Genomic DNA, 21,254 nt, shown 5'->3' on the forward strand with positions numbered 1-21,254 from the left:
CGCGGTTGTGGACGGTCGGCCGGGTACTGAACTCCCTCGGTGTCTCCCGCCCCTGCCCGCCCGTCCTGAACAGTCAGATCGCGGCGTCGAGCGGCTGCCGGAGACGCTCGGGGGTACGAATCGATGAACTGCCGCTCCCGTCGCCCAGTTGCGCAACCACGCCGTTCAAGGCGACCCGATCAGGACCCACCATGAAGGCGAACTTCACAGATTGATCACGACTCGACATGCTCCCTAAGGGCTGCACGTGATGGAGCCGTGGAGCCACGTGAGGCATGGGTCGTCCGAGTCGGAAGCGGCACCGTCGTGGGCGGTCAGACCACCGTGGTCCTCACTCTTGTCCGGCTCGGCGGAGGCCGCCGAGCGGCGCAGCTGCCGCAGGGCGTCGGAGACGGCCTCGATGCGCGCGTCAACCGTGTCGAGTTCCTCGCGAAGCATGCGCAGACGAGCTTCGAGCAGGGCGGCCTCTGCCGCCAGGGAGACGCCGGCAGCGGGACCGGAGTCGTGGTGGAGGTCTCGGGGCACTTTCCATCTCCCTTGGGCTCAATCCTGGAGTCTTGCGAATCCCGAGCGGTGCGGCGCGGAAGAGCTTGCATGGCACGGCCCCGCATCCGGTTTGACCGAGTAGCCGGGGAAGCTGTGACAGCACCTACCGGTGGGGCACAAGCGTGCACCGGACGTGGCCGGACAGCACGGCGGTCGCTCTCCACCGAAGAGCAGCCGTGGAGGCTGCGGCTGCCGCGGCGTCGGCCCCGCTCGGAACCGACGCCGTGGCAGGCAGGCGTGACTCCTGGACCCCGGGGATGGGCGGTGATCTCGGGAGCGCGATCTGCCCGGCCGTTCGGTGCCCGTGCCGGCGAGAACGCAGCAGCAGAGCAGCGACGATGGAACGTGCAAGGCCTCGTCCTGCTCGTCCCCCACAGCACTTCGTCCCCTCACGATGGTGTGACACAGCGCACGGGAACGGGGCCGGGCCTGCGGAGAGTAAAAGGTGTGAGGCATACAGAACCCAATGAGTCGTTGCGGGCGCGAGTACGGGCGGGGGACCGTGCGGCGTTCGCCGAGCTGTACGACCAGAACGCTCGCGGTCTACAGCCATGCCCTGCGGCTGACCGGCAACTGGTCGGAGGCCGAGGAAGTGATGTCCGAGACCTTTCTCGCCGTCTGGCGTACCCGGGAGACGGTGGATCCGGAGGGCTGGTCACTCACACCGTGGCTGCTCGGCATCGCGACGCACAAGGCGCACAACGCCAACCGCGGTCTGCGCCGACGGCGCGCCTTCCTGGCGCGCAGCCCGGAGCCCCGGTCGGTGGAGGACTTCGCGGACGAGACGGTCGGCCGGAACGCGGCGTCGTCGACCGGCACGGCGAGACACCTGCGAAGACCGCCGGCTGAATCCGGCCGTGAACGGGGACAGCTGAGCTGTGGGTCCTGCTGCCCGGCCAGGCAGCAGGACCCCGGACTTTCGAGCTGCAGCAGCTTCCGGCACCGGGACCTGCGCGACTGCCCTGCGACGAGGGCGGGCCGAGTGCACTTCCCCGAGCCGTCCCTCGTGAGGGAGGGCCCCGAGCCGGGTCCGGTTGTTTCGCCCGCTACGGCGTTCCCTTCCCGACGCGCTCTCGCAGCGCACCGCAGAACGCGGGACGGCGACGCTCGCCTTGACCGACCGGGCTCGCACCGTCGCGTGAGTCGGCCGGTGAGCGAAATACGGCCAGCCGCGAACGCACGACCAGATCGCCGGCTGGGGCCCCAAGTACCCAGCCGGTAGGTCCCGATGGACTTGACGCCGCCCGTTTCCCGGTGCTGGGGTGCCTCGTTGGGGTGTCCCGGGTCACGGGGCTTTGTGCTTACCGCTGTCGGCGTGGACGTCGAGGCCCTGGTGTACGCCACCCGCATGCTCGCGTCAGCGCTGCGACAGCACACGAGTTGGCGCCCGGCTGGGGCGGACGTGCAGGGTGAAGTCGGCCTGGACGGCCACACCGGACTGCAGCAGCTTCTGGTGCACCACCGGATTCCGGCCGGGGTACGAGACCACAACGGCGATGTGTCCCTCGGGCAGACCGGTCACGGCGTACGCGCCCTGCGCGTTCGTCGTGGTCCGCACCAACTGCTGGCCGCGGGTGTCCATGACGGTCACGGCGGCGTGGCGGACGGGCTGCTGCTCGTCGTCGCGGACGGTGCCCTCCAGCATCGGCAGCGGCTCGCCGAAGTGGTGGTGGCGGTGGACGGGAAGCGCGGTCGGCGTGGGCACCTCCACGGACGGGTCCTCCACCGGTGGCTCCGGAATGTCCTCCTGCTCGTCCTCCGCGTCCCCTTGTGCGGTCTCGCGGTGGTGCCGCCACGCGTCGAGGCCCAGCAGGGCGATGCCCACCGCGATCCAGGCGCAGAGCACGAGGACCGGCCTGAGCACGCCCGCATCGTCGAAGTACAGGACGCCCTTCAGGGCGTCCACCGCGTTGCCCAGCGGCATGACGGCATGCAGGTCCTGGAAGAACGTCGGCAGCAGCGGAATGGGAGCCACGCCACTGGTGGGAACGCTCAGCACGATGAACAGGCCCATACCCACCATGGGGAAGAACTGCTTCGTGAACGGCGCCACGCCGGCGGAGAACGTGGCCACCGCGGTGGTGAGCAGGAAGCCGATCGCCAGGGCCGAGGGCTCGTTGGGGAGGTAGTTCAGCCATACGCCGACGAGAAAGCCCACGATGCTGAAGAGTGCGGCGACGCCCGCGATCGTCATCAGTTTCCTGCGGCGGTTGAAGGTCACCGCCCGCAGCAGGGTCGTCGCGAGGATGTAGCCGGGGACGCTCCAGGCGACTCCGAGGTAGACCAGGGTCGTGCCGTTCTGGTCCTTGCTCACGGTAGGTGCCACGTCCGTGACTGTGAGCTTCTGGTGGTTGTGCGCCGCAAGCTGGGTGAAGCCCTGGGTCAGCGCCTGCTCCAGGGACATCCCGTTGGCCTTGGCCACGTACAGCACGCTGTTTTTGCCCTCGGCGGCGTAACCCGCCACGGCGTCCCGGTCCAGCACCGCCCGGCGGGCCTGCCGGGCGTCTGCCACGGCGGTGACGTCGAACCCGTCGGAATGCGCCCGCTGCAGAGCGGTGTCGACCTGGCGTTCCAGTGCGCGGTGAGCGACCACGATCTTCGTGTGGTGCGGCTGGGGCGCGTGAAACGCCGAGGAGAAGCAGAACAGAAGGCCGAGGAAGAGTATCGCCGGGAACATCAGGGTCTCGGCCAAGGTCCTGGCCCACGGTATGCCCCGAGGACGCTCCATCCGGTGCTTCACAGGCCCGCCCCTCGGACGCCACGAGCCGACGTGCGGCCGGACCTCCGCCGGGAGACCGCGGGCTCACGCCCTCCGGGCCTGCCCTCCGTGATCGTCACCTGCAGTGCAGCCAGTTCCATGGCGCCCCTCTACGTTCTTCGCGCCTGGCCGTCGCCATTGCACGCTCCGTTAATGTACCGATTGGCACATCTACGCCCCGCGGACCCTACGCGTACCGACCGGTACAGTCAAAGCCATGCCTCGCCCCATCAATGTGGAAAAGCGCGCCGAGCTGCTGCAGCAGGTCGTGTCACACCTCCAGCAACACGGTCTCGCGCAGATGTCGCTGAGCCCGCTCGCCGAGGCAATCGGAACCACCAAACGCATGCTTCTGTACTACTTCGGCAGCCGCCAGAATCTGTTGGCGCAGGCACTGATCGCCAACCGCCCCGACGCCCACGCGATGTTCGACGACGTCCACGACACCGCCGGCCTACGCCGGGCCGCCCATGCCCTGTGGGACGCGATGACCGCCGGGGAGCAGTCCGGGCCGATCCGCATGCTGCTGCAGCTGCTGAGCCTGGCCCCCACGGATCCGCAGCAGTACGGCAACCTCGCCGCCGACACCGTCGAGGTCATGATCGGTCCGATCGCCGCCGCTTACGTTCGGCTGGGCCACCCGCCGGAGCAGGCGCGGGCCGGGGCCACGCTGATCGTCTCCGGTCTGCGCGGGTTGTGCCAGGACCGACTGGTGACCCATGACGCCGCCCGCACCGACGCGGCGGCCCGCCGCCTCATCGACGGCGCGATCGCAGCGACCGGCTGACACGTGCCGCGTACCACCGCGCCGCCTTCCGGGGGACCGTTCTCTCCGCGCTCAGACAGCGGCGTCCACGGAAACACCCTTCTCGGGTCGGATGGATGGGTGTGCCGGTCAGTCTTTTCGCAGCACTTCTGCGATCGACGCCCAGTCGTGGTCGGCCATGCCGCGGCTGATCGCGGTCCCGAACGTCTGCCGCAGGGCGGACATGGTGGGCAGTTCCAGTACGGCCGATTCGGCGGCGGCCTCGGCCAGACCGAGGTCCTTGCTGCCCAACGTGGTGCGGAAGCCGGCCGGCAGATACTCACGGTCCGCCATGCCCTGCCGTAGCCCTGGTACACCGCGCCCGGGAACACGGTCCCCGCGATCAGCGCGTGCAGGTCGTGGGCGTCGACGCCATACCGCTCCGCCAGGGTGAAGCCCTCCGCCATCGCCTCCAGTGCGTGGATGATCAGAAGGTTCATGGTGATCTTCACGACGTTGGCCTGCCATGGCTGTTCACCCACCCTCCAGGTCCGTCGGCCAAGTACCGAGAACACGGGCTCCAGGGACTCGATCAACCCGCTGTCGCCGGCGGCGAGCAGGTTGAGCTGCCCCGCCTCCGCGACCGACGGACGCCCCAGCACCGGGACCGCCAGCTACCCCACTCCGGCGGCTCTGTGCCGTTCCGTCAGGGCGCGCCCGGCCTCGACCGAGATCGTCGACATGCTGACGTGGACGGCGTCCGGCCCCGCCTCGGCGAGCACCGCCTCGTCGAAGACCGCGGCCACGGCGGCATCGTCGGCCAGCGACGACAGCGGCCCGGCAGCGAACAGTTCGGGGACGGAGCCGGCGCGCCCAGCGCGACGAGTTCGTCCACGGCCTCGGGCGACGAGTTAGCCGACGGTCTTGGCGTTGAGTGCCTCGCTCACGGCTGCCTCGTCGGCCTCGGCCAGCGGGCTGACGGTCAGCAGCGGTGCGGCGCAGTTGATCACGATGTCCAGCCGGCCCTGCCACTCGTGCACCTGACGCAGCGCGGCCGTCCGGCTGCCCGCCGTCGCTGAATTCGGACACCAGGGCCCGTCCCCTGTCCGCCGGCGGTGGGTGCCGGTACGTCGGAGCCGCAGCACGTTCGCCTTCGCGCCGCTCGATACGACGGTGGAGGAACTGGTGCGGGTCGCCGGGATGGGCTGGGCGGTCCACCGCACGGTGGGTGGAGCGGCCGCCGGCCGTGAAGGTGGCCGGCGGGCCGGGGAGTGCCACCCCAACGCTCAGGTGGCACGGATCAGGTCGTGCGCCGCGGCCCGCACTGCGTTGAAGGCCTGCTCCAGCACCTCGGGCGAGGTCGTGACGTGGGGCAGGTCGTCCGGGGAGTGGAACTCGCGGAAGTTGCCGGCCAGCGAGAGCAGCGGGACAGAGGGCCCGAGGGCCTGGTTCCACACCGCGCCCTCACCGGGGAACTTGGCGGCCGGATTGAACCGCGCGCCGGCGAGGTGGGCTGCGAGGCCGGGAACCCCGTCGAAGCCAGGGTTGCTGGCAGCACCCCGGGGTGCCAGTTCGAAGCGCCCGTCGGGGCCGGGGGCGGCCGCCGCGAGAGCGGAGCCCAGGTGGAAGACCGCGCGTGGCCGGAGGTCGAACTCGTCGGTCAGGTAGGCGCGTACACCGTAGTTGTTGAGCTCGTGGCCGGTGTTGCCGAGGAAGAACACCGGGTGCTCGCGGGAGAGCTCGACGGCCAGCGCCAGGGCCAGCGCGAGGCCGGTTCCGCGCTCGGCCGCGCAGGTGAACCATCCGCTCAGGGGGGTGGTGACGATGACGGGGTCGGAGACCGGCGTACGCGTGCCGAACCAGCCGGTCAGGCAGTACGTACGCGCCGGAACGGTCCGCGCCCTGAAGTCGACGTCGGCTCCGTACCGCTGGATCCGATCCGCGAACCGTCCGGGGACGAGCAGGGTGGGGATGCCGCTCTTCGGTGCGTCGGGGTCGCTGTTGTAGGCCACCAGCCCGTCGTACGCCGGGTAGGTGGCGGTCGTGCTGGTCGTGGGCAGGACCGCCACCGAGGCTCCGGCCTGGGCGGCCTCGGCCACCGCCGCAAGCACGGCGGGGTCGCTCCCGTCCTTGCTGGTCGTCACGGGCCGCACGAAGTCCGCGCGGCCCTTCACCCGGCCGACTCCCTCGTAGTACAGCGGGACGGTCGGCACGCTGACGTTGCCGACCCGGACCTGTGCCTTCCACTCGTAGTGCGGGTAGTCGTAGTTCCAGCGGCCGGTGACCGCGCCCAGATCCCGTAGCTCGCGCTCGAGCCACCGGAGCGCGGCGGCCTCGTCACCGGTTCCGGTGCGGTGGTGCCACTTGCTGTAGGCCTCGACCACGGAGTAGAGCGAGCCACCGGACCCGAGGCGGCTGCCCGCGGCGCCGACCGGCCGACGGACGCTGCCGGCATGAGCCGGGGTGGCGCCGAAGGCCGTGAGGCCGCCAACGGCGGCTCCGGCGGCGAGCACGGCGCGGCGTGACGGGCGGCCGGGAAGGTTCGATCGCTGCGAAGTCATTCACTGCTCCAGGAAGTGCGTGATCATTTCTTGCTACGCCTCCGGCGCCCACAGGTGAGGCCGGAGATCTCCACGGGCTGGTCATCGTCAGCCCAGGGCTGGTCGAAGAAGGGCTCACCGGTGCGCCACGACGCCCACGAGTTCTACGGCGTACCGCCGTTGGCGTTCCGCACCACCAGCCGGATCCGTATTCGATCAGGTGGGTGCACGATCTTCCATGGATCGGCGGGAGATGACATATGAACGACACAAGACCGACATACCCGCTGGTCGGGCGGCGCCGATGCGAGAGGTGACGGAAGGCGGTCGGGCCTCGTCCTCTCCGCGACCCGGCCGGTGCCGGTGCAGGGTTCGGCTGCGAAGCCCGGCTCGCTCGACCGCGTCGAAACTGCACACGCGACGGCCTCGCCACCGGAACAGCAGCGCGTCCCACCCGTCAGCCTGCCGTTTGCCGACCGATTGTCCACGGCCATGACCGATACCTTGAAGAGGAAGGCAGCCTCTACCCGATCCCGGCCCTCGACCAGGGCGGACACCGCCGGCGCATGCACCGCCTCCAGCGGGTCCGGCGACCACGTCCGCGCATCCTCCACCAGCTCACTCACAGGCCGTCAACGCGCCTGAATCCAAAGCCTTTCGGACCGGCTGGAAGAGCGCCCAGGCCGGATCAGGCGTGCGGCTTGCGGGGGTCCCCACGGACGGGGGTGCGGGTGCGCGCACTCCCGTCCACGGGTCCCGGCCCCCGTCCGGTGGTTCAGCTGATCTTGTCGACCGGGCCGACTTCCAGGTAGGTGGCGCGGGAGTCCGCCATGCCCTTGGCCGTGTCGTACGACTCCAGGAGCTTGCCCGACTGCGGGTCGATCACGAGTCGGGTGGTGCGGGAAGGAAGTGTGGTCCTCTTGCCTGTGGCGGGGTCCTCCATCCATCCCGCCCGACCGGTGAACTCCACAGCCGTCCCCTTGCGGCCCTTGGTGTCCTCGACCTGGCCGATGAGCTTCACACCCTCGGTCCTTGCCATGATCTTGAAGAGTGCCGCGCGCACCTCCGGGGCGAGCGGGGCGTCCTCGAGCAGGGCCGACGCCTTGCCGAAGGCATCGTCACCGAGCCGCGTCTCCAGCGCGTCCGGGTCCGTCGGCAGGCTCTCCAGCTGCGTCCAGGTGAGGAACTCGTCGCCCACCGGCCAGGCCTTCAACTTGCCGCCGGGAACCGGCTTCTCGATGTTCCCGTTCGCGTTCCGGAACCAGAGGTGCCCCTCACGGTCGAACCACGAAGTCGACCGACGCTGCCCGTCGTCCTGGTTGTCGACCTCGACGTGCACCTTCCAGTACGGTGCATCCGTCTCGGCCGCGCCCGCGGCCGTCGCCGCCATCCTGTTCAGGAACTCCGCCGCGGACGCGGACGCCGGCGGCTTGCTCTCGCCGACCCCGATCACCGGATACGCCACCGCGCCTGCGGCGATCGCCGCGACCGCTGCCGCCGCGACGAGCAGACGCCGACTGCGGGACTGCTTCCGCCGAGGCGCTTCGAGGGGTACGACGACGGGGCGCGCCGAAATCCGGGCGCGGGCCGCTTCCACCACCCGGGCCGAGGGCGGTTCGACGACTCCCGCCGCGATCAGGTCGTCCGCGCCGGGGAAGTCGAGCACGCCGAGGGAGCCGTGGGACTGTGCGTTGTCGGTCATGTCAGTTCTCCAGTCAGCCGGATGCGGGTCTTGGCCGGGGCGAGCGCCGCGTGCGCCCGCAGTCGGCTGCGGGCGCGGTGCAGCCGCGACCGTGCGGTGCCCGCAGGGATGCCGACCACTGCGGCCGCTTCCGTCGGGGTGAGCTGCTCCCAGGCGATCAGCAGCAACAACTCCTTCTCCTCGTCGGGGAGTTCGCTGATGACGCGGCGGAGCTCGGGCGCGAGAGCGGATGCGTCGAGCCGGTCGTCGACGGCTGCCCAGTCCATGACGTCCGCGTCGCCTGGCGGCAGCCCAGGACGGTCCTGAGCGAGCCTGCGCCAGTGTGCGGACAGCACGTTCCTGGCCACACCGAACAGCCAGGCACGGGCCGAGCCGCGCGCCGGATCGAAGTTGCGTCTGGCGGCGTACGCCTGGAGCCACAGCTCGGCGAGCAGGTCGTCGGCAGCGACGGGTGCGCGGCGGGCGAAGTAGCCGTGCAGGGCGGTGGAGTGCTGCGTCACCAGCGGCTCGAACGCGGCCGGGTCGCGCACGGAGCGTGCCAGCGAGTCGTCGTCCCGCGCCCCGGTCAAGTCCCGGGTTCCCCCGGTGTCCCCGTTCTTGTTCACGGGCCCTCCCTCTCGACCACCGGTCGGCGGTCTCACCCGGTACTTGTCGCCGGCGCGCCGGAGCGTTCGGGCTGCTCCTCGCCTCGCCCATTTCACCGATTCTCGCGCGGAGCCCGGAATTTCCCACTGAGCCGGCAGCGGCCGCATCTCGCTGATCGCTCGGGCGTGTTTCCCGGGGCCTTTGATGCGGCGTGGCGAGACCATGGAGTCGCGGCTGGTGCGCACGCCGTGCGGACAACGGTACGGCCCGTTCTGCTGGGCTCCGACGGCCAACGGCGTCGGCGGAATTCACGTCAGCTTGCGCACCGACACCGCGGAGCCGTGGCCGGCGCCGAAGCAGAACTTCGCACCCGACGCCTACGTCCGCGACTGCAGCCGGAGGAGACCGTCGCGGTGGCCTGCGCCCGTCTCGAGCCCCGCGCTTCCGTGATGACTGCGCCAGAGGGACGGGCCCCGTCCGGGCCCGACAGAGCCCCGCACCACCGCGTGGGCGGTGCAGGGCTCTGTCGGGGTAAGGGACTCGGGGCCGGCGGAAGGCGGGGCCTTCATGGCAGCGCGGTCAGAACCGACCACGCTGCCGGCCGCGCCCGGGAGGAGCTCAGCCCACGACCCGCTGCACCGACTCACACCAGTTCGGGCTGCGGTTCGCGTCGTGGTTCCGGCAGATGGGCCGACGCGGCATTCCGTTCCCACAGCTTGGTGGTCCGTACGCAGCCGTAGATCATCGAGGTCATCGCCAGAATGAGCAGCGGCCCGAACACCCACGGATGTTCGGCCATCTCCATGGACAGATAGCGATACGACGCCAAGAGGGCGGCGAAGACCGCGGCGCCGTAGACGACCAGCTGGATTCCCGACCGGTCCCAACCGCGGTCGAGCGAGCGCAGCGCCGCCTCGATCGTCAGCGTGAACACCACACCGGCGATGATGTCCGCTCCGTAGTGGTAGCCGAAACCCAGCGTTGCACCGAGCGTGGCGATCAGCCAGAACGTGCCGGCGGATCGTAGAGCCCACGGGCCCTTGCGGGAATGAATGAAGATCGCGGTGGCCCACGCCGTGTGCAGACTGGGCATGCAATTGCGCGGGGTGATCTCGTCGAAGGGCATCGGGTGCGGGGTGCTGACCGGCTGCGGCGTGTCCGGCCACAGGTCGGCCACCGCCCAGTGCCCCCCGTCGGCACCGTAGGCGAGAATCGGTCCGACCACCGGGAAGATCATGTAGATGGCCGGCCCGAGCAGGCCGATGGCGAGGAAGGTCCGCACCAGATGATGGCCCGGGAAGCGGCGCTCGACCGCCACGTTACGCAGCTGGTACAGCGCGACGGCGACCGCTGCCACCGCGAGCTGAATGTAGACCCAGTCGAGAACGTGGGCGCCGACCGTGCCGGTGGCCGCGACGATCCGGCCCGCCAGCCACGACGGGTTCCCCAACGCATGATCAGCGGTTGCCACGTACTGGTCGAGCACCACAGGGCGGGTCTTCGACGTGATCAGCAGCCAGGCGTAGCCGGTCTTGCGGCCGGTCACCAGCAGCAGGGCCAGTCCGACGCCTTTCAGCAGCAGGACGCGGTCCTGGCCGGTGCGGCGCGTGACGGCGATGACGGCACAGGCCAACGTCACCCACAATGCGCCGTTGCCGAACATCATCTCGGCACCGGCAGCCCACCGAACGAGCCAGAAGACGACGTCGATACCGACCGCGGCGCCGACCGCGATGAACCGCTGCCGCCAGGTGAGCACCACCAGCATCAACGCCATGCTGACGTACAGCACCGTCCCCGATCTGGGGGCGAATATCACTTCTCGCGCCTGGTCGGTGATCGGCCCCCGCTCGCCGTACCGACGCGCGGCGATCTCCAGGGCAATGAGGAATGCGAGGCCCACCACACTCACCGCGATCCACAGCATGACGCGTGGTTGACGCCATGCAGCCAACCGGCGGCTGCCGTCTGTTCGCGAAGGCACTCGCGTTACCGTAGATATCAATTTTTCAGCCGATTTGTAATATTTCAATGTGATCATTGCGAGCTCGAACATGTTAGCGGAGCGGGTGGTTTTTCGCTGATCACAAGTACGTCGAATTCGGCGATCGTCTTCCTTTCCCCGCGGCCACGGCAGACATGAAGTGCCGCGCGGCCCCGGATGGGGGCCGCGCGGGCGGCCGGGTGGACGGGGGTGTCCCCGGTGCGAGCATCCCGGCGCGCGCATGCACAGCCGGTACCGGCGTCAAGCGACCGGGTTGCCCGTCGACGGCCGGAACAGGGTCGCTCTGATCTCGATCGTGGGTCAGGCCGTCAGCCGGCCGGAACCAGCCGGACCTGGGCGGGGCGGCCGTCCACCGTGATGAACTCCACGCAGGTTGCGTTCCCGTGCGGCCTTGTACGGCAAGGCTGTTCGGTGTCCGCAGGGCGCCACCGGCCTTCGAGGACGACCGTCAGACGGTGCTCCTCACTGGGGTTCGCGATCCACTCGCGTGAGAACGAGGTGTAGTTGCCGACGTACACGTTGCCGCGGTACTGATCGCGATCCTTGCCCAGGTAGAGCCGGAGGTCGGGATCGCAGGCCGAGACGATCAGGCCTTCCGCGTCGGTTCTGGTGAGCAGCAGGCAGGCGGTGTCCACCTCGCGTACCGGGCCCACACGGAGACGGCGGGTGGCCTAGAAGACTGCGTAGCCGGTGATCCCGGTGGTCCGGTCCGTCACCACGTGGGCCACGGAGTGGGCGCGCCGGACCGTGTAGGGGGCGGTGTCCGGCGCCCCCATGGCGCGGGTGAAGGCGGTCATCGTCTCGGCGTCGGCGTCCACCAGCATGGCGTACTCGTAGGCTGCGTTCCGGGGAGCCTTTCCGTAGCGGATCCAGGCCGTCGCGAAGTCACCGCTCGTGGGCAGGTCCGTCCCCTGGTCGCGGGACTGCTGGGTGGTTCGGCGGAGGACGACGCGCTGCCCGGCCGGCACGTAGTAGCCGGTGCCGGAGCCGTCGAGCATCCAGCACGCGGAGGAGAGCCGCAGGTCGGGCCGCTCGTTAGGGGAACGTGGTGACGGGGATGGCGTCGATGCAGGTGGGGACGGACCGGTCGCTCAGGGCGCTCTGGAACAGGGTGGTCTCGGTCTCGTGGTGTGGTCGGTGTTCTCGATGCCGGAGCCGAGGGCGATGATCCGATTGTCGAAGCAGAAACACCGATTTCAGTGCGCGGTGCGACGCGTCGTACCTGGGTTCTCGTGCAGCCTCATTGCGAACGTGCCGTCGCGGCCGTCGATGGTGTGCCCGCCGGCGAACGCGGAGTCGGTGAGCAGCATCTCCTCGATGGTGCCGGTGAGGTCGGCCTTCAGCCGGGGGAGCGGCACGTTGATCGCGGTGGTGCCGGCCACCCCAGGGTCCGGCCCTCGAAGTGGGCCGGGCCCAGGGCCCGCTTCATCTCCCGGTGGAGGTGCCCGCCGCCATCGGCGGCAAGTCGGCTGTCAGCACGCAGGGTTGGCCGCACCACCTGCCACGCAGCCGAGACCACGCGGCAAGGACGCCGACCGCCCACGGCAACCGGCGGCGCCCGGACGTCGTGGGCGGCGCCGGCACGGGCGTCCGTCAGGACCGCCCGGCGGGCCTGCGGGGCCCTTCGCCGGAGGCCAGGCCCCCGTCCAGCCAGCCCCGCTCCGCTGCAAGAAGGGCGATCTGGAAGCGCGTTCTGGCGCCGAGCACGCTGCCCGCCTCGCTGACGTGCTTCTGCACGGTCCGGCGGCTGACACCGAGCACTCTGGCGATGGCGTCGTCCTTCATGCCGGTCGCCATCAGGTGGAGGATCTCCCGGGTCCGCTCGTCGGTCTCCGCCGTGCCGTGAACCTGGCGCGGGACGGGCCAGTCCTGCCGGCTTTCCAGGGACATCGGCACTGCACGTTCCCAGATGGACTCGAACAGTGCGGCGAACACGTCCATGAGCGCCAAGGAGTGCACCACCAGTGACCCCGCCGAAGGCCGGTCGCCGTGCAGCGGCAACAAGGCGGTGGTCCGGTCGAAGAGCACCAGTTTGACCGGAAGTCGCGAGCTGAGCCGGAATTCACCGCCTCCGGCGGTGCCCCGCAACGCCGTCTCCAAGGACACCTCGTCGGTGAAGCCCTCGGTGTCGTAGACGGACCGCAACCGCACTCCTTCGTGGACGGCGAACTCGGCCGGATGCCGGTGGGCGGAGCCGTCGGCGGGCTCGGTCACATAGGGCGGCTTCGCCAGGTGCAGCACTTCGTGTCTGCTGCCCTTCAGCAGATACGCATAGCGCGCGGACACCTCTTCGCCGTGTTCCAGGACCTCCACCAGATGCGGGGCGTCCGGGCGTGACACGGCGCGGTAGATCCCGTGGAGCTGCTCCATGTACAGCTCCGTCTGGGCCAGTTCGCTCCGCCTACGGGCCAGCAGGGACCCCAGGGACGAGCGTGGCGGCCCGGCCTCCCATCGCGGGGGCCGGCCGTCGATCCGGATGACCAGGAGCTCGTCCTCCAGGGTCCGCAGCGCGCGGCCGATCTCGTCGGCCGACGCGCCGACCGCCGCCGCCACCGTGGGGGAGTCGGCGGCGGGGTGGCCCACCAGGTACTCCAGGACCCGGCCGCTGAGGGGTGCCAGCCCGGTTCCCGCCCACGGGCCGCCCGATGAGACATCCATACAGCCTGTCACCCCTGTGCGTCGCGGATCTGCGGCCGGCCTCACGCCTGAACCAGCCGGTCGCGAGCGGACGCGCATGTGAGCAACTGCGCGAACCCGCGACAACCGGATCTTGTCCAGCGTGACCTGGCGCCGTCAAGGTGAGCACCGTCCCGCCAGTTCCGAAGACGTAGTCGGTCACTTCCGCACGATCCTCGAAGGGCGTTGCATGTCCCTACGTTTCAGACGAGCCCGGTTGATGACGCTCGCCGCTCTCCTTCTCGCAGCCGGCGCAACTCCCATGGCCCAAGCTGCCGATGCGCACCCGTCGGCGCCGCCGACCTCCGCTGCCACCGCGCACACCCTCACCCTCGCCGACGGCTCGGTGGTGCACTGGTCCGATGACGGAACGGGAACCCTGACCCGCAAGGACGGTACCACCAGGGCATTTCCCGTGCCCGGGACCAAGGGGCGCAGCGGATTCGGCACCGCTCTCTCCCCGTCCGCCGAGATCATCCAGCGCCGCGCGAACGCCTCCGCGCTGACGCCGTACAGCGTGGGCACCGCCTCCGGAGGGACCCGCTCCGCGGTCCGGCCGCAGACCATGAACTCCGGGGCCGTGCCGCTCCCGGAGGGGGTACGCGCGGCCATCGACAACCTCGGCCCGCGTGCCGCGGCCCGCACCGCCGGACCGGCCGCCCTCGACGGCCTGCCCACCAACGAGGGCCTGACGACGTCGTTCCAGTCGTACCTCAACTCCGGCGGCGTCAACGCGGTCGGCGCCTTCCAGGACAGCGCGAAGTATCTCCACGCGCTGCCCGGCGACGGCCAGATCGTCACCAACGTGTCGCTGGGCGACCTCACCGACCAGTCCATGGCGGACGCGGGCGACGACTATGTGCGCGCCTACGGTCCCACCACCGTCGTCCAGCACGGCCAGCGGTACCTGGACTATCCGTCCTTGCCGCTCATTCCCACCTACACCAGCGACAACGCGGGCCGTCTCGATCCGACCGGATCCATAGAGGGCCAGGACCCCAACCTTGCCGAGGTGCTGCTCGACTTCTCGATGATGGCCCCGCTGCCCCACGACCGGCAGCGCCCGGATGCCACCGGAAGCGGCGCCACCGATCTGCTGGGCATCGCACCGGGTGCGCAGTACCGGCTCGTCATTCCGGAGGAGCCGTCAGCCGTGGGCATCGCGACGGCCCTCCGGGCCGCGGCGGCCCAGAAGCCACGCCCCGACGTGATCACCGCCAGCCTCGGCTTCGGCACCGACGGGTCGATCGGCTTCCCCTCGCGGTGGCTGGAGGACGACCCCGAGATCAGGGACACCCTGCGCTCGATCGTTGACTCGGGCATCGTGGTGGTCGTGTCGTCGAATGACGGCACCCGCCTCGGTCTGCCGGTGTCGGTGGGCCCGGACGGCGGCAGCACACCTACCGACCTGACGTCGAACACCCACGCCCAGACCCACATCGACGACGTCGCCCCCACCACCACCCCGACGCTGGTCCGTGACACCGGGGTGATAGCGGCGGGAGGAACCACCGTCGACGACACCCTCACCTCGGACGACGTCCGCACGGCCGCCTACCCGACGACCCGCTACAACGGCTCCGCGGGCTACTCATCGGGCTTCGGCACCCGGATCGACATCGCGGCCCCGGGCGACAACCTGCCCTCGCTGATGCACACATCCGACGGCACGAGTGTGGTGCTCAACGGCGGCACGTCTGCCTCCGCACCGATGATCGCCGCAGCGGCGGCCGACGTGCTGGCGGCCGCCGAGGAGACCGGGCAGAAACTCACCCCGCGCAAGGTCCGGGACCTGCTGGTCGCCACCGGCCGGCCGCTCGCCCAACCGCCGCAGGCCGACCAGAAGTTGCGCATGGGCCCGCAACTGGATGTGACCGCGGCCGTGGAGAAGGTGCTCGCCGAGCGCCGTGACGTCGCCCGATCCGCGGTGCGTCTGTCCGTTGCCGAGCGTCAGATCCTGTCGGTCAGCCCCACCACATCGTTCGTCGAGGCCACCGACCCGTCCGCCATCGACCTGGCCGGGCCCGCGGTCGCCGTGGACACCCCGTCCGGTCAGAACACCGTCTCGCCCATCACGTTCGGACTCGACCTCACCGGTGCCCACGACGGACTGACGTACCGTCTGCGCGTGGGCAAGAAGGGGACCATCCCCTCCGACGGGCCCAGCCTGCGCGTCCTGCCGCGCGAACTGCTCGGCGCGGCGGGCCTGCCGCTGGCCTCGTCCGGTCCGCGGAGCGTGCAGGTGACGTTCGAGGCGCTCGACCGCGGCAGGGTGGTGGCCTCCGCCGCCCGCAGGCTCACCTTCGGTGCCACCGACGGGACCTACCTGCAACCGCAGGCCCCCCGCGCGCCCGGCTCGTCCCCGCTGGGCAGGGCCGTCACCGTGCACTACGACCTCACCGGCCTCCGCGACACGACCGGCCCGGAACTGGTGCTCTCCTCGGTCGGCCACTGGACGCCCTTCACCACCAGCGACAAGTGGCGTGCCGCATGGCGCACGAAGCTCACCGGCACCAAGGGCTCCGTGACCATCCCCGCCTCCGCGTTCGAAGCCGGCGGCGCCGGACTCTACGGCGTCGGCATCACCCTGTACGGAGGTCAGGTCTTCGGCGACTTCCGGGCGCTGCGTGTCGGGCCCGACGCGGACCAGCGGCCCGAGGCCCCGCTGCTGAGCCACGGGGCCACCGTCAAGGCGCACGCCGCGGAGCTGTCCCTCGCCGAGCCGCGGTTGACGGTCTCGTGGGATGCCGGCTCGGTCAAGCACGCCGACGGCGCCGTGATCGAGTTCCTGACCCCGGCACCGACCCTGTACGGGGCGCTGAACACCGCCACCAACCAGAACGGAAGCGGCCGCGACGACAACGGGGTCGACCACGCCTCCACCCTCTTCCGGCCCCTGCCGTCGGTCAGGGGCAGAACGGTCCTCGACCTCGAGGCTCTGGGCCTGCCCACCGGCCTGCAGTACCCGGTCCGTATCCTCGCCACGCGCGCGGGCAAGCCCGTCGGGCAGGCGTCACCCACGTCGTTCGTGCAGTATCTCGACGGCGACACGGTTTCCGGGACCCTGGAGAACTTCGAAGTCAGCAACGGCACCGCGCTGCTGGCCGTCGACGACTTCGCCCAGGGGGACGACGGCTGGACGCACCTGCGCGGCTCGGCCACCACCGCGTACTCCCTGGCCGACGGAGAGCTCGGCACCCAGATCTCGCACGACACCGGCACGTCGATGATGCAGGAGGTGGTGGGGGGCGATCCGGCGACGGGGCACACCCTCATCGCGCACCAGTCCTTCGACGGCGCCGCGCCTCCGCAGGTCGACCTGCGCGACACCGCGACCGGGGCCGAGGTGAAGCTGAGCCCGCTGGTCCAGGGAGGCGGCTCCCCATCGGTCTCCTACCAGGGCGGGGTCGTCGATCCGGCCCGTCACCGGGCAGCCGTGATGACGTTCGACGGGCTGTCCGGCGTGGCCAGCCTGTGGACGGTCGACATGGCCACGGGCCGGGTCTCCGACCCGGTTCCGGTCAACGAGACCAATCCGGGACGGAGTTTCAGCAACGTCTCGGTGGACGCCTCGACGGGCACCTTCTTCGTCGCCACCACCGGCACCATGGGACCGTGCCTGTCCGGACGCGTCCCTTACTGGGCCGTGGCGGTCGACCCCGTCACCCGGGTGGTCTCGCCGCTCACCACGATGCCGGCCTGCACCGCCGGTCTGCTGCCGGACGGCAAGGGGGACCGGCTGTACGTCGTCGCCGGCCCCGCGACACCGAACTACTCGAGCGGTGCGTTCCCCACGAGTACCTGGCGGTCCGCGGACCAGAAGACCCTGACCACCTCCGCGCCGGGCGACCTGGGGACCAGGGGCGTCATGTGGCCGGCGCTCGACACCGAGCACCACCTTGCCCTCGTCGCCCACCTGTACGAGGAGGCCACCACGGACGACAACAACGCCCTGAGCGAGATCACCGCCCTGGACCCGGACACCGGGAAGGTGCTGGCCCGGCACCCCATCGCCAACCTTGTGAGCTCCACGCTCACGACGTCCAATTTCGACTTCACCAGTCGCCGCGGCCTGTTCATCGACCCCGGCACGCGCACCGGCTACCTGGTAAATCCCTGGGCGAACGGCCTGGAGCGATTCCACTACTGATCCGCTGATCCGGTCGGAGGCGGGCCTGCCACCCCTCGGGGTGGCAGGCCCGCCTCCGTCGCGCCGAATGCCTCCGAGGCCAAGCTCTGCCGTTCGAGCGGAGGGTATGGACCCGCACTCGGGACCACAGGCTTGTGACCGGTGGCGAAGGCATTCTCTGGTCACGCAAACCTGGATGAGGACCACTCTCAGGTGCGGCGCGTTTCAGCGATCTCCATGCCATTTTCGACGTTCAGTGGACGGGGCCCGGCAATGGGCCGGAACCGCAGGCCGTGAACCCGCCGCCCTCGGAGTTGAGGACCCGTCCCTTCCGAGGCCGGTCTGTGCACCCCATGCGGCGGCCGGAGATCCCAAGGCCGACGGGGTCCGGACCGGTGAACGCCGGTCCGGACCCCGTCGGATGGTCGTGCAGGAGGTGCTCAGGCGCACGTGCCTGCCGGGTGGTCCCTGGTCACCAGGTCGGTGTCCGTGGTGGTGGTGTCCATCCAGAGCACACGGCTGCCGGTGTCGGCCGCCGCATTGGACTGCTGGCCGTGGCTGCAGGAGACGCGGCCGAGCGGGGCGCCCTTCGGGGTGAACTGCTGGAGCTTCGCGAGGGAGTCGTTGTAGTCGTCGAACACCTCGCGGTACGAGGCGTAGACCGTCAGGGTGACCGCGGTGTTCGAGGCGGTGAGGCCGTAGGCGCGGACCGGATTCGGCCCCTTCTCCGCGATGAGGTCGGTGACATCGGTACCGTCGACGTCCGCCCGGCGCAGGGTGGTGAAGTCGTCGTCGGTGTAGTCGGTGTCGATGAGCCAGTACACGCCGGACGCCGTGACGACCGGCGAGCTGATCCACTCCGGCTGCGAGGGCGCGCCCAGCGGTGTGGTCGTGCCCGTCGCGATGTCGTAGACCTCGACGACGACACCGTAGCCGCCCTCGAACAGCCCGTCCTGGATGTACGCGATGCGTCCGTCCTTCACGGCCGGCTTGACCGCCTGGTTGTAGTCCCGGCCGACCGGAACCACCTGCGGGGTGGTGCTGCCACCCGTCAGGAAGGAGACCCGCTGCAGCCCGGTTTCCTCATCCCGCTTGGACCACGCCACTGTGTCACCGTCGACGCTGAGGCCGCTGATTTCGCCGGTGGTGCTGAAGAGCGTCTTCGGCGCGCCCCCGCCGACCGGCGCGGACATGATGTCGTAGGTGTGGGAGTAGGGGTCGTCGGGGGAGACGTCGCCCACGGCCACCCAGACCACGCGCTTGCCGTCGGTGACCGGGCTGAGGTGGGACCGGCCGTCGTTCGGGGAGATCTGCCGGGCCTTGCGCCTGCCGTCGGTACGGCCGACCCACACGGCGTACGGAGCGGTGCTGTCCGCGCTGGACTTGGGGACCGCCCACCACCCGTTGCCGGCGCTGGGGCTGTTGCCGGTGCCGACGAACGACATCAGGGTGCCGAGTCTGCCGACCAGGACGTCACTGTCCAGTCCCAGGTTGTTCTCCCAGCCCGGGACGACGCCGTGGGCTTCGAAGGCCTTCTTCACCGCGGTCAGCTGACCGCCCTTCACCCCGAGCGACTTGGCCGCGGCGACGACCGCGTCCCGGCCCTCGTCGAAGCCGTCGAGCGGGGCGACGTACGAGGACAGCGCCCGGTAGACGATGCGGTCGGCCAGCGGGCCGCCGAGGCTTTCACGGATGTCCCACAGCGCGCCGCTGAAGATGGTGGAGTTTACGTGCACACCACCGTTGTCGTAGGCCGAGCCGAGGGGCAGGCCGAGGAACTTCGCCGTGGTGGCACCGTCGTTCAGGTCGCGGAACGCGCATTCCCGGGGCGTCCGGTTCCGGCACAGGTCGCCGCCGATCAGGCCCGCGTCGGGGTCGCTCATCGGGGTGCGGTTGGCGGTGACGTCGATGACGTTGCCGAAGTAGTCGGCCATCGCCTCGTTCATGGCACCGGACTGGCCGGCATAGACGAGGTTTGCGGTGTGTTCGACCACGCCGTGGGTCATCTCGTGGCCCACCACGTCGAGGTCGGAGGCCAGCGATCGGTACTCGTCGTCGCCGGTGCCGTACACCATCTTGGTGTGGTCCCAGAAGGCGTTGACGAACGGAGAGCCGTAGTCGGTCACGCCGACCAGGGAGTTGATCGCCATGCCCTCGTCGTCGAGGCTGTCGCGCTTGAAGGTGTCACGGTAGTACTCGTACACCTTCCCGGCAGCCCAGTGCGCGTCGACCGCACCGGACGCGGTCAGCTCCGGGCCGGTCTTCGGGGTGGGCGAGGTGAACGGTACGACGCCCTCCGGCCATACGCCGGAGACATCCTGGTACCAGAGACTGGAAGCGTCCCAGGTCTGGATGACGCCGCCCCGCTGCTTGCTGCCGGCCATGTGCGCGGTGTCGCGCAGCAGATACTGGCCGGTGGCAACGTCCTTGGTCAGGTACAGCGGCACAGTGGTGCCGTTGAGAAGGGTGCCCTGTCCGGTGACACCGGCCGACCCGTTGCCGGGCTGGGCAGGATCACCCGGCTTCGTCGGCTTGCCGGGCTTGCCGTCCTGGTGGCCTGGGGCCTGCCGTGGCGCCGTGAAGGTCGGCAGCCCGCCGGCCTCGAAGAGCGCGACGCCGGTGGCGGCATCGACGTAGACCTCCTGCACCACCGGCGCGCCGGTGGCGGGGTCGGTGCCGCGTACGGTGACGTGGCGGGCCAGCACGCCCTTGCCGGCCGGCAGAACGGTCAGCCCGCGGTCGGTGCCGGAGAGGGTGTCAGCCCCGCGCCTCGCATGGGTGGGACGGTATCCGCCCTTGGCCAGCTCGGCCTGCACCTGCCGCACCGCGCCGTCCACGGCGGTGCCGACGGGCAGGGTCGCCTTGTCGGTGTCGACGTCGAGGGCGGTGAAGTAGGAGCCGGAGGTTCCGGTGACGGTCCGCTTGCCGTTCCGGTTCGTCATCCGGACCACGTACTGGGCGCCCAGGACCGGGACTCCGCGGTACTTCTGGTCCAGGCGTACCGTGTCGAGACCGTCGGGGTCCGTGGTGACGATGTCGGTGCTCAAATCCCGGTCGGGCGAGGGAATCCGGTAGCGGTCCTTGTGCCCGGCCAGATGGGTCCGGGCCGCGGTCGCGGCCGGGACGGACGCGTCCACCGCGTCTGCGAGCCCGTCCACCAGGGCGGGTGTCTCCGTACCCGGCGGGGTGTCCCCGCTCGGTACGGCCGGCCCGGTCGCCTGTGCGGGAGAGGCCAGGCCGGTGACGCTCAGGGCCGCTGTGACGGCGAGCAGGGCCGACAGACCGGCGCGGCCGGGTCTGCGAGCAGGCCGCCGCCGTATGTGTGATGACATGTGCAAGTGCCTCCGACGGCCCGGTGCAGCCCGGGCCCGGTAGTGGGACATCAGATGATCGGGGCCCATCGCGCCCCCGCGGCTCGGACTGCACCTTTGTCGTCCCGCACACGAACCACAAGAGGATCTTCGGGGCCAGTAAGCGCAGTTGCGCAGGTGCGAAGCAGCAGGCCCGGTCCCGGTGCGGCCGACATCCCCGGCCCGTGGGTTCATCTGCCCAGCAGAAATCGAGGCCT

At 70.3% G+C, this 21,254-nt stretch carries 16 protein-coding genes and 1 pseudogene; 3 read left to right on the forward strand and 14 right to left on the reverse strand.

The features are described from left to right. Positions 1-234: 234 nt before the first annotated feature. Positions 235-525: a hypothetical protein gene (locus OG878_RS38055; RefSeq protein WP_328891000.1), complete on the reverse strand. Its 291-nt coding sequence runs from the start codon at positions 523-525 to the stop codon at positions 235-237. A 495-nt stretch (positions 526-1,020) separates the two neighbouring features. Between OG878_RS38055 and OG878_RS38060 the strand changes: the two are divergent. Then, a pseudogene (locus tag OG878_RS38060) lies at positions 1,021-1,342 on the forward strand (RNA polymerase sigma factor); the annotation flags it as partial. Positions 1,343-1,903: 561 nt separating this feature from the next. Here the strand turns inward: OG878_RS38060 and OG878_RS38065 are convergent. Beyond that, positions 1,904-3,238, reverse strand: a complete 1,335-nt coding sequence (locus tag OG878_RS38065; protein ID WP_328891001.1) for a carboxypeptidase regulatory-like domain-containing protein — start codon at positions 3,236-3,238, stop codon at positions 1,904-1,906. A gap of 283 nt (positions 3,239-3,521) precedes the next feature. Between OG878_RS38065 and OG878_RS38070 the strand changes: the two genes are divergently transcribed. After that, complete coding sequence (locus tag OG878_RS38070; RefSeq protein ID WP_328891002.1) at positions 3,522-4,091, forward strand: TetR/AcrR family transcriptional regulator; 570 nt, start codon at positions 3,522-3,524, stop codon at positions 4,089-4,091. Between the two features lie 108 nt (positions 4,092-4,199). On the opposite strand, the gene OG878_RS38075 is transcribed toward OG878_RS38070, so the two are convergent. The 11 genes from OG878_RS38075 to OG878_RS38125 all read right to left on the reverse strand — a co-directional run bounded on the left by OG878_RS38075 (position 4,200) and on the right by OG878_RS38125 (position 13,539). After that, positions 4,200-4,403, reverse strand: a complete 204-nt coding sequence (locus tag OG878_RS38075; RefSeq protein ID WP_328891003.1) for an NAD-binding protein — start codon at positions 4,401-4,403, stop codon at positions 4,200-4,202. A gap of 320 nt (positions 4,404-4,723) precedes the next feature. Further along, positions 4,724-4,855 (reverse strand): hypothetical protein, encoded by a 132-nt coding sequence (locus tag OG878_RS38080; protein WP_328891004.1) that lies wholly within the window; start codon positions 4,853-4,855, stop codon positions 4,724-4,726. A gap of 105 nt (positions 4,856-4,960) precedes the next feature. Then, positions 4,961-5,272 (reverse strand): hypothetical protein, encoded by a 312-nt coding sequence (locus OG878_RS38085; RefSeq protein WP_328891005.1) that lies wholly within the window; start codon positions 5,270-5,272, stop codon positions 4,961-4,963. Positions 5,273-5,335: 63 nt separating this feature from the next. Further along, the gene (locus OG878_RS38090; protein WP_328891006.1) at positions 5,336-6,610 is read right to left on the reverse strand and encodes a hypothetical protein; all 1,275 of its coding nucleotides are present in this window, start codon (positions 6,608-6,610) and stop codon (positions 5,336-5,338) included. A gap of 754 nt (positions 6,611-7,364) precedes the next feature. After that, positions 7,365-8,291: a CU044_5270 family protein gene (locus tag OG878_RS38095; protein ID WP_328891007.1), complete on the reverse strand. Its 927-nt coding sequence runs from the start codon at positions 8,289-8,291 to the stop codon at positions 7,365-7,367. Then, entirely contained in the window at positions 8,288-8,896 is a 609-nt protein-coding gene (locus OG878_RS38100; RefSeq protein WP_328891008.1) for an RNA polymerase sigma factor, read from the reverse strand. The genes OG878_RS38095 and OG878_RS38100 overlap by 4 nt, the downstream gene beginning before the upstream one ends. Positions 8,897-9,519: 623 nt before the next feature. Further along, a complete protein-coding gene (locus OG878_RS38105) occupies positions 9,520-10,803 on the reverse strand; it encodes a phosphatase PAP2 family protein (protein WP_328891523.1) in 1,284 nt (427 codons plus the stop codon). A gap of 386 nt (positions 10,804-11,189) precedes the next feature. Beyond that, the gene (locus OG878_RS38110; protein WP_328891009.1) at positions 11,190-11,534 is read right to left on the reverse strand and encodes a hypothetical protein; all 345 of its coding nucleotides are present in this window, start codon (positions 11,532-11,534) and stop codon (positions 11,190-11,192) included. Between the two features lie 18 nt (positions 11,535-11,552). Then, positions 11,553-11,879, reverse strand: a complete 327-nt coding sequence (locus OG878_RS38115) for a hypothetical protein (protein WP_328891010.1) — start codon at positions 11,877-11,879, stop codon at positions 11,553-11,555. Between the two features lie 198 nt (positions 11,880-12,077). Next, the gene (locus OG878_RS38120; protein ID WP_328891011.1) at positions 12,078-12,263 is read right to left on the reverse strand and encodes a hypothetical protein; all 186 of its coding nucleotides are present in this window, start codon (positions 12,261-12,263) and stop codon (positions 12,078-12,080) included. A gap of 211 nt (positions 12,264-12,474) precedes the next feature. Continuing rightward, on the reverse strand, positions 12,475-13,539 hold the full coding sequence (locus OG878_RS38125) for a helix-turn-helix transcriptional regulator (RefSeq protein WP_328891012.1): 1,065 nt from the start codon (positions 13,537-13,539) through the stop codon (positions 12,475-12,477). Between the two features lie 238 nt (positions 13,540-13,777). Between OG878_RS38125 and OG878_RS38130 the strand changes: the two genes are divergently transcribed. Beyond that, positions 13,778-17,707, forward strand: a complete 3,930-nt coding sequence (locus OG878_RS38130; protein ID WP_328891013.1) for a S8 family serine peptidase — start codon at positions 13,778-13,780, stop codon at positions 17,705-17,707. 419 nt (positions 17,708-18,126) lie between these two features. Here OG878_RS38130 and OG878_RS38135 read toward each other — a convergent pair whose 3' ends face one another. Beyond that, complete coding sequence (locus OG878_RS38135; RefSeq protein WP_328891014.1) at positions 18,127-21,018, reverse strand: M4 family metallopeptidase; 2,892 nt, start codon at positions 21,016-21,018, stop codon at positions 18,127-18,129. Positions 21,019-21,254 lie beyond the last annotated feature (236 nt).

Origin of the sequence: Streptomyces sp. NBC_00316 (genome assembly GCF_036158715.1) — a bacterium.
Classification (GTDB): domain Bacteria; phylum Actinomycetota; class Actinomycetes; order Streptomycetales; family Streptomycetaceae; genus Streptomyces.

Coding starts and splice junctions, on each gene's coding strand:
- OG878_RS38095 (WP_328891007.1), bottom strand. CDS start 8,291: ATGACCGACAACGCACAGTCCCACGGCTCCCTCGGCGTGCTCGACTTC.
- OG878_RS38135 (WP_328891014.1), bottom strand. CDS start 21,018: ATGTCATCACACATACGGCGGCGGCCTGCTCGCAGACCCGGCCGCGCC.
- OG878_RS38125 (WP_328891012.1), bottom strand. CDS start 13,539: ATGGATGTCTCATCGGGCGGCCCGTGGGCGGGAACCGGGCTGGCACCC.
- OG878_RS38070 (WP_328891002.1), top strand. CDS start 3,522: ATGCCTCGCCCCATCAATGTGGAAAAGCGCGCCGAGCTGCTGCAGCAG.
- OG878_RS38115 (WP_328891010.1), bottom strand. CDS start 11,879: ATGCTCGACGGCTCCGGCACCGGCTACTACGTGCCGGCCGGGCAGCGC.
- OG878_RS38105 (WP_328891523.1), bottom strand. CDS start 10,803: ATGCTGTGGATCGCGGTGAGTGTGGTGGGCCTCGCATTCCTCATTGCC.
- OG878_RS38090 (WP_328891006.1), bottom strand. CDS start 6,610: ATGACTTCGCAGCGATCGAACCTTCCCGGCCGCCCGTCACGCCGCGCC.
- OG878_RS38075 (WP_328891003.1), bottom strand. CDS start 4,403: ATGGCGGACCGTGAGTATCTGCCGGCCGGCTTCCGCACCACGTTGGGC.
- OG878_RS38130 (WP_328891013.1), top strand. CDS start 13,778: ATGACGCTCGCCGCTCTCCTTCTCGCAGCCGGCGCAACTCCCATGGCC.